Consider the following 7,663-nt stretch of genomic DNA (forward strand, 5'->3'; position numbering starts at 1 on the left):
CGGAGTTTCGGGTAATCAGTCCGTGCTGTCGCCATAGATCGCGACCATCGATCCTGCCGCATCGATCACACCGCGGTACATGCCCGGCGAATTGAACGCGAAGGCGGGGTTGCCCTCCGCATCGATCAGGATCACGCCGCCATCGCCGCCGAGTGCGGCGACTTCCGCCAGTGCAACATCCCCTGCAACGCCAATCGGCTCGCCGAGCAGTTTCACCCGGTCGCAGATCGTCTTGGCGACGCCAACCCGGATGAAATATTCGCCGTGCCCGGTGGCAGAGACGGCGCAGACGCCGTTCTCCGCATAGGTCGCCGCGCCGATCAGCGGTGTGTCGCCCACCCGGCCCGTGGCCTTTGCCGTCATCCCGCCGGTCGTCGTCGCAGCGGCGAGGTTACCATTCAGATCAATCGCCACCGCACCGACCGTGCCATGCCGGTCCGCCGCGGTGCGCGCGCGTTCCTGCAGCACGCGCTCCAGCGCTTCACGCCGCCAGTCAGTGTCGAAGTAGGAATTGTCCACCATCTCGAGGCCCTGTGCTTCGGCAAACGCATCGGCGCCCGCGCCGGCAAACATGACGTGTTCGGACTTTTCCATCACCGCCCGCGCCGCGCGAATCGGGTTCTTCACCCGCGTCACGCCCGCCACCGCGCCCGCATTCCGGTCGCGCCCGTCCATGATCGTCGCGTCGAGTTCATGCCCGCCATCGGCGGTGAACACCGCGCCGTATCCGGCATTGAACAGCGGATCGTCTTCCATCACCAGCACCGCCGCCTCGACTGCATCCAGCGCCGCGCCGCCTTCGCGCAGCACCGCCGCGCCCGCTTGCATCGAGCGCTGCAATGCGGCCTCGAACGCTGCCTCACGCTCCGGTGTCATGTTCTCGCGCAGGATCACGCCCGCGCCGCCATGGATCACCAGCCGCCATTCCGGTTTCGCCGCCACACGCACCTCCGCAGTCGTCGTTGCACAGGCCGGCAGCAGGGCCAGCGCGAAAACAGCAAGAACAGCATTCTGCAGCATCATGCGCCGATCCCTTCCAGCGCCGCCCGCGCGGCTTTCAGCTTGTCGCGGCGCAGGGTCCAGTCCTTCACCCGCTCGCGGTTCTCCTCGACGATCTCGATCGGCGCGCGCGCCACGAAATCGGCATTGCCGAGCTTCTTCTCGGTTGAGGTGATGTCCTTGTCGAGCGTGGCCAGCTCCTTGTCGAGCCGCTTGCGTGCTTCGCCGGCATCAATCAGGTCGGCAATCTTCAGTGCCGCAACGGTCGAGCCGACCAGCGTGGACACAGAACCCGCCGGCAATTCCGAAACCAGCGTCATCTCGTCGAGGCGCCCCATGCGGCGCAGCACATCCTCGTTGCGGGCGAGGCGGTCTGCGTCCACATCCGTTGCATTCACCAGTGCCAGCGGCACTTTCGCGCCCGCCGGAACGCCGAGGTCGTTGCGCAGCGAGCGAATCTCCGTGATCAGATCAATCACCCAGCCGATCTCAGCCCGCGCTTCGGTGTGGCCATAGCCGCTGTCCACTGGCCAGCGCTGCAGCATCAGGAAGCCCTTATCATGCGCACGGCCCGGCGCGCGGCGTTCCCACAGCTCCTCCGTCACGAAAGGCATGAACGGGTGCAGCAGTTTCAGCGACTCGTCGATGACATAGCCGCACACCATCCGCGTCTCGGCCTTGGCCGCATCATCCATGCCCATCAGCAGTGGCTTGATCAGCTCAACATACCAGTCGCACAGCGTATTCCAGATGAACTTGTAAAGCGCGCCCGCCGCATCGTTGAAGCGATAGTCCTCGATGCCTTTGGTGACGGCCGCAATGCAGTCGGCCAACTCGCTGAGAATCCACTGGTTCACCGGCCGCTCGACCGATCCGGGATCAATCTCGCCCGGTGCGCCGCACTCGTTCATCTCGGCAAAGCGCGCCGCGTTCCACAGCTTGGTGGCGAAGTTGCGATTGCCTTCCACCACCTGTTTCGACAGGCGGATATTGCGGCCCTGTCCCGCCATCCGGCTCATCGCAAAGCGCAGCGCATCGGCGCCGAACTCGTCGACCAGCTCCAGCGGGTCCATCGCATTGCCCTTGGACTTAGACATCTTCTGCCCCTTCTCGTCCAGGACGAGGGCATGGATGTAAACGTCCTTGAACGGAGCTTCTCCGGTAAACTCGATCCCCATCATCATCATCCGGGCGACCCAGAAGAAGATGATGTCAAAGGCGGTGACCAGTGTGGCGGTCGGATAAAACGTCTTCAGGCGATCCGTATTCTCCGGCCACCCCTGCGTCGAGAAAGGCCACAGCGCGGAGGAGAACCAGGTGTCCAGAACGTCTTCGTCCTGATAAATCCGGATCGGCTCAGCGTCGCCTTGCTGCAGCGGGCTGTCTTCCAGATCGTGGATCATGTCCGTCTGGCTCGCGAACGCCTTCACCGGACGCTTGCCGTAGAACGCCTTCGCCGCCGCAACAGCTTCCGCTTCGGACGATGCCACGAACACCTGCGGCGGTTCCGTGCCGGTGAAGTCATAGCTCTCGCCGCCGCCCGGCAGTTTGCGCGGGCCATACCAGGCCGGAATCCGATGCCCCCACCAGAGCTGACGGCTCACGCACCAGGGCTGGATATTGTCCATCCAGTTATAATAGGTCTTCGTCCAGTTCTCGGGGATGAAGCGTGTTTCGCCGTCCTCGACTGCCTTGCGCGCCGGCTTCGCCAGCGTCGCGGCATCGACATACCACTGATCCGTCATCCACGGCTCGATCACGACACCGGACCGGTCGCCAAACGGCTGCTCGATCTTCAGGTCCTCGATCCGCTCCAGCAGCCCCGCCGCCTCAAACGCCTCGACCACTTTCTTGCGCGCCTCGAACCGGTCGAGCCCGCGCAGCTCCTTCGGAATGCCCGCCGCATCCGCTTCCGTGCCATCCACGATCTGCGCGACCGCGTTCAGGATGTTCAGCGGCTTGTGCCCCGCGCGCTTGCCGACTTCAAAGTCGTTGAAGTCATGCGCGGGCGTGATCTTCACCGCGCCGGAGCCTTTCTCCGGGTTCGCATACTCATCCGCCACAATCGGCACGCGGCGCCCGACAATCGGCAGCAGCACATGCTTGCCGACGAGCCCCTTGTAGCGCTCATCTTCCGGATGCACCGCCACCCCGGTATCGCCCAGCATCGTCTCGGGCCGCGAAGTGGCGACCACGATATAGTCCCGCTTCTCCAGCGTGACATTGCCATCTTCATCCGTAACCGGATGATTATAGGTCACCCCGTCCGCCAGCGGATAGCGCAAGTGCCAGTAATGGCCCGCCACTTCGCGCTGCTCGACTTCGAGGTCCGAGATCGCCGTCTGGAAATGCGGGTCCCAGTTCACCAGCCGCTTGTCGCGGTAGATCAGGCCCTTGTTATAGAGATCGACGAACACCTTGGTGACGGCCTTCGACAGGCCCTCATCCATCGTGAACCGCTCAACCGACCAGTCGCACGACGCGCCGAGGCGCTTCAACTGCCCCTTGATCGAGCCGCCGGACTGCTCCTTCCACTTCCAAACGCGCTCGAGGAACGCCTCGCGGCCCATCGTGCGGCGGTCCTGATTGCCTTCCTGCGCGAGCTGGCGCTCCACCACCATCTGCGTGGCGATGCCCGCATGGTCCGTGCCCGGCTGCCACAGCACATTCTTGCCGCGCATCCGCTCGAACCGGATCAGCACATCCTGCAGCGTGTTGTTCAGCGCATGGCCCATGTGCAGCACACCGGTGACGTTCGGCGGCGGGATCACGATGGAATAGGCCTGCGCGCTGGTATCGCCCGAGGGGCGGAAGCAGCCATCCTTTTCCCAGGCCTGATACAGGCGCGGTTCGGCTTCGGTTGGGTCAAATCTCTGGTCGAGCATCGGGAAAACAGTCTGGTGAAGGCACAAAAGAAAAGCGCGCCGGTGAAGGCGCGCTGTTCCCTATATCAAGTTCAGGGAATGAGGCTAGCGCGCCATGCGGGCGATGCGTTGTACCTCCGCCTCTACCTTCTCCTCGACAATGGTGGCGAGGTTGGCATCGAGCCATTCCTTGATCATCGGCTTCAAGAGTTCCTTGACCAGGCCCTCGATCGTGTTGTCGCCCGAAACTTCCATCTTCGAGATCAGCTTGCCGAGTGCACCGGCGGCGATATCGGCGGTATGGTCATCGGTGAGGGCGGTCTGGGCATAACGGGCGCTGGAAGGCGGCATGGGGGACTCCGGAACGGGGGTAGGGGCGGGGGCCGGGGCAACCCGCGGGGTAGGGGTCGATTCGACAGGAACAGACTCGGCCGCCGCCTGGCGGGCCGAACCCAGCATTTCCTCGAACGTGAAGGACGGGCCGGACACCTTGGTCTCGAGCCTCGGGGCAGGCGCGGGTTCCGGGGCCAGAACCACGACCTCCTCTTCCTCAGCCTCGAACATCGAGGTGTCATCTTCCAGCTCGTCGCCGGCGATGGCGTCCTCGAAATCCTCGAAGTCATTGACGGCCGGAGGCGGCACTTCGCGCAGCGTTGCGGCAGGCGCCGGGCGCGTTGCCACAGGCTCATCGTCCGAAATGATCTTCCGGATCGACGCCAGGATTTCTTCCATCGTCGGTTCTTTGTGCGCTTCGTTGGCCATCTTAGCCCCTCACTCCTGGAATCGCTTCCTTGTCCCTGCGAGGCGTAGGGCGATCCGGTTAACAAACCCTTTGAGAAGTTAACGCGCCGGACAGGTAAGCGCCAGAGGGCTAGCCGCCGGTGCCGAGGCTTCCCGTTGCCCGCAGCAGCTGGTGCGCTGCAACATAAGCGTCCCGTTCGGCCGCCACGAGGGCGAGGCGCGCCTCGAACAGCTGCTGTTCCTGGTCCAGCACATCTAGCGTCGTGCGCACGCCCACGGCCAGTTCTTCTTTCGCGCCGTCATAGGCGATCTCGGCCGCTTCCACCTGCCGCTGCGAGGCTTCGATGGCCCGCAGCGAGGCGCTGTAGCCGAACCAGGCCTGCGCGACCTGCGCCCGCACCTGCGTTTCCAGCGCATCCACCTGCCGGCGGGCCTGTTCCCGCTGCAGCTTGGCGGAATTGACCTGCGCTTTCACGGCGCCGCCGGTGAACAGCGGGATCCGGCCCTGCGCCACAGCTGAAATGTTGGTATCGCGGCGGCTGTCATCGCCCCAGGTTTCCTGCACACCGACCGTGCCGACGAGGCTGACCTGCGGGCGGCCTTCAGCCTTGGCGGCGTCGACCCCGGCCCCGGCAGCCCGCAGCTGCTGGCGCGCGGCTTCGATGGAGGGGTTGTTGGCGAGGCCCTCGGCCGTGGCGGCCTCAAGGCTTGCTGGCAGGGCAGGCACCGGCGGCGGCGCGGCCAGCACACCCGGCACAAGGCCGGTCAGGAACTGGTAATACGCCTCGCTGCCCACCAGCGCGGCTTCCGCGCCCGCCAGCGCCGCACGCGCGCCTTCAAGCCGGGCCCGCGACTGCGCCACATCCGTCAGCGTCACGACGCCGACCTCGAACCGGTCTTCCGCCGCGCGCACCTGTTCGCCGGTGACATCGACATTGTTCTTGCGGATGGCAACGGCTTCCCGGTCCCGGCGCACATCCACATAGGCGGTCACCACGTTCAGGATCAGGTCCTGCGTAGCGGCGTCAAACGACTCGCTCGCCGCGTCGATCCCGGCTTCCGCCTGCCGGATGCCGGCGCTGATGCGGCCGCCGGTATAGATTGGCTGAGAGGCCTGCAGCTGCGCGCTGGCAATCGGCCGGTCGCCGGTGCCGAAGTTCAGGAGGGAGTTGGTGTCGACATATTCATACCCCGCGCTGCCCGACAGGTTCACCTGCGGCATCCCGGCAGACCGGGCGAGGCCGAGATTTTCCCGGGCGATTTCCGTGCGGTAGCGCTCGATCTGAAGGGCCGGATTGGTCTGGAAGGCCGACGCGATCGCTTCCTGCAGCGTCTCGGCGCCCGCCGGGCCGGCCATCATCAGGGTGCTGAGGCTCGCGCCGATGAGAAGAGTGAGTTTCCGGGAGCGCATCGGGGTTTTCCTTGGCTTGCAGCGCAGAACATATGCATGCCGCCAGCGAAGGTGAACAGTGTTCACCCCACAGGTGCCATACGTCGCACCCCTGAATAAGACTCAGAAACTAAAAGTCGGTTTCTGGTCAAACGCGGCAAACCGCGGCGGACAGGCGTCAAACGCCTCGCGCGCCGACAGGGTATCGCCCGCTTTCGTGAACACCTTGCCCCGGCCGAGCGCGCCGGAATCGGCAACGACCGCCACCAGCCGCCCGCCTTCGCGCAGCTGCGCGCCCCAGGCATCCGGCAGCGTCTCGATCATGCCGGCGACATAGATCACATCGAACGGCGCCTGCTCCGGCAGGCCCTTGGCCAGCGGCCCGGTCACCGGCACGGCACGGTCCACGCCCACGGCGGCAAAGCGCTGCGTCATCGCGTCCACCAGCGCGTCGGTTTCCTCAAGCGCGATAACCGTCTCGGCGAGATGGCTGATCAGCGCCGCCTCATAGCCGGCACCGGCGCCGATCACGAGCACGATGTCGGACGGCTTGATCGCCGCCAGCTTGATCAGCTTCGCCGTATCGCGCGGCGTCCACAGCGCCCGGCCCGGCGAGGTTTCGATCTCCAGCTCGGAATATGCGACGCCCTTGCGCGCATTCGGCACGAACATCTCGCGCGGCGTGCGCATGAAGGCCGACACGATCGCCGGCTCCGTCACATCGTTCGGCCGGATCTGGCTGTCGACCATGATCTCTCGGGCGGTGTCGAAGTCCATGCGAGTCGCTTCCGTTGCAAATCAGAGGATGGCCGCCATGTATCATGCCCGGGTGCTGAGGCAATCAGTCAGAAGCGCGCGAAAACAGTGTCCGGCACCGATTGTCACCGGCCCCGCACCTTGCTAGTCACGCGCCTCTGGCGGCGGCTCTATGGCGGAGTGGTGACGCAGCGGATTGCAAATCCGTGCACCCCGGTTCGATTCCGGGTGGAGCCTCCAGACCTTCTCCTGAAAATTCAGGGCTCTGGCCTACTCACCACAGGGCCGGAGGCATGTCCGTAAAGGGCAGGCCTCCAGATTGTTGCAACCCGTTAACCCGGAATTAACCATATCGGCACACCTTGGCCCTGTCTTCTCTTGGAGACACCCACCATCACCCAACGCCTTCGGCGGGAGCTCACGCTCCCGCCTTTTTTCTGTCCGGCGGTGAAAGACGGAAATTGTGAGAAGCGGCAGTTAGCCTCTTGAACCGGCGGCGCGCTCTGGCTATTCCCCCGTCTCCGGCTATTCCGTGATAGCTCAGTTGGTAGAGCAGGCGACTGTTAATCGCCCGGTCGCAGGTTCGAGTCCTGCTCACGGAGCCACTTCCCGATTAGTGAACCTGACACCCAAGTGATTCCTCGCGAAGCTCATTCTGAGCGAAGTCGAAGGATAGAGCGGGCTCGCAAACGTTTCGGCAGACATCGATCCTTCGACTGTGCGCAGCATGAGTTCTTGCTTCTCATCGACGCCGCCGGTGATGGCCGGCCTCATCATGCGTTCGCTGGAAACATGGTGCCCGGGGGCGGAATCGCGAGCGCTCATATATCTCAGTTTTTATTGAAGAAATTAACGTGACGCATCGTCGAATGCCAACAATCTGCCAACAATCCGGCAGCTGTCGGACTTGGAT

5 protein-coding genes and 2 tRNA genes are annotated in these 7,663 nt (G+C 64.3%); 2 read left to right on the top strand and 5 right to left on the bottom strand.

Translation table 11 applies throughout. The annotated features are described in order from the left end of the window. Nucleotides 1-15 precede the first annotated feature (15 nt). The 5 genes from ACK4TE_RS08160 to ACK4TE_RS08180 all read right to left on the bottom strand — a co-directional run bounded on the left by ACK4TE_RS08160 (nt 16) and on the right by ACK4TE_RS08180 (nt 6,771). A complete protein-coding gene (locus ACK4TE_RS08160) occupies nt 16-1,020 on the bottom strand; it encodes an isoaspartyl peptidase/L-asparaginase family protein (protein ID WP_409911006.1) in 1,005 nt (334 codons plus the stop codon). Next, entirely contained in the window at nt 1,020-3,884 is a 2,865-nt protein-coding gene (locus tag ACK4TE_RS08165) for a valine--tRNA ligase (RefSeq protein ID WP_409911002.1), read from the bottom strand. The genes ACK4TE_RS08160 and ACK4TE_RS08165 overlap by 1 nt, the downstream gene beginning before the upstream one ends. 84 nt (nt 3,885-3,968) lie before the next feature. Next, nucleotides 3,969-4,625 carry a PopZ family protein gene (locus ACK4TE_RS08170; RefSeq protein WP_409911003.1) on the bottom strand — a complete coding sequence of 219 codons (657 nt, stop codon included), beginning with the start codon at nt 4,623-4,625 and terminating at the stop codon, nt 3,969-3,971. Between the two features lie 109 nt (nt 4,626-4,734). Continuing rightward, on the bottom strand, nt 4,735-6,015 hold the full coding sequence (locus tag ACK4TE_RS08175; protein WP_409911004.1) for a TolC family outer membrane protein: 1,281 nt from the start codon (nt 6,013-6,015) through the stop codon (nt 4,735-4,737). A gap of 102 nt (nt 6,016-6,117) precedes the next feature. Continuing rightward, nucleotides 6,118-6,771, bottom strand: a complete 654-nt coding sequence (locus tag ACK4TE_RS08180; protein WP_409911005.1) for a protein-L-isoaspartate O-methyltransferase family protein — start codon at nt 6,769-6,771, stop codon at nt 6,118-6,120. A gap of 145 nt (nt 6,772-6,916) precedes the next feature. Between ACK4TE_RS08180 and ACK4TE_RS08185 the strand changes: the two genes are divergently transcribed. Both ACK4TE_RS08185 and ACK4TE_RS08190 read left to right on the top strand, forming a co-directional pair. Then, nucleotides 6,917-6,990, top strand: a tRNA-Cys gene (locus ACK4TE_RS08185). A 289-nt stretch (nt 6,991-7,279) separates the two neighbouring features. Continuing rightward, a tRNA-Asn gene (locus ACK4TE_RS08190) sits at nt 7,280-7,355 on the top strand. Nucleotides 7,356-7,663 lie beyond the last annotated feature (308 nt).

This window comes from Hyphomonas sp. (assembly GCF_046313975.1).
Lineage (GTDB): Bacteria > Pseudomonadota > Alphaproteobacteria > Caulobacterales > Hyphomonadaceae > Hyphomonas.

Bases quoted from the DNA above. Each gene is read 5' to 3' on its own strand.
- ACK4TE_RS08175 (WP_409911004.1), bottom strand. From the start codon at position 6,015: ATGCGCTCCCGGAAACTCACTCTTCTCATCGGCGCGAGCCTCAGCACC.
- ACK4TE_RS08165 (WP_409911002.1), bottom strand. From the start codon at position 3,884: ATGCTCGACCAGAGATTTGACCCAACCGAAGCCGAACCGCGCCTGTAT.
- ACK4TE_RS08170 (WP_409911003.1), bottom strand. From the start codon at position 4,625: ATGGCCAACGAAGCGCACAAAGAACCGACGATGGAAGAAATCCTGGCG.
- ACK4TE_RS08160 (WP_409911006.1), bottom strand. From the start codon at position 1,020: ATGCTGCAGAATGCTGTTCTTGCTGTTTTCGCGCTGGCCCTGCTGCCG.
- ACK4TE_RS08180 (WP_409911005.1), bottom strand. From the start codon at position 6,771: ATGGACTTCGACACCGCCCGAGAGATCATGGTCGACAGCCAGATCCGG.